The organism is Pseudomonas mandelii (assembly GCF_024138395.1).
GTDB classification, from domain to species: domain Bacteria; phylum Pseudomonadota; class Gammaproteobacteria; order Pseudomonadales; family Pseudomonadaceae; genus Aquipseudomonas; species Aquipseudomonas mandelii_E.
Map to the genome: position 1 here is coordinate 1 of NZ_JAMYDU010000077.1, position 227 is coordinate 227.

At 61.7% G+C, this 227-nt stretch carries 1 pseudogene; it reads right to left on the reverse strand.

Features of this window, described 5'->3' with window-relative positions:
• Positions 1-227: pseudogene (locus NHU87_RS28380) on the reverse strand (hypothetical protein); the annotation flags it as partial.

A 227-nucleotide genomic window follows, 5' to 3' on the forward strand; every position in this document is an offset into this window, starting at 1 on the left:
CGACCCTGGTCGGCAGTTTCCTGCAGCAGCGCCAATTCACCGAATTGATCGAGGACGTAGGTGTCGTCGCCGGCACCGCCGCTCATCCGATCCAGTCCGGCCGCGCCGTTGAGCACGTTGTTCCCATTGTTGCCAGTCAGCACGTTGTTCAGGGTGTTGCCGACGCCGTTGAGGTGATCGCTGCCAGTGAGGGTTAGGTTTTCCAGGTTGGCACCCAGGGTCCAGCT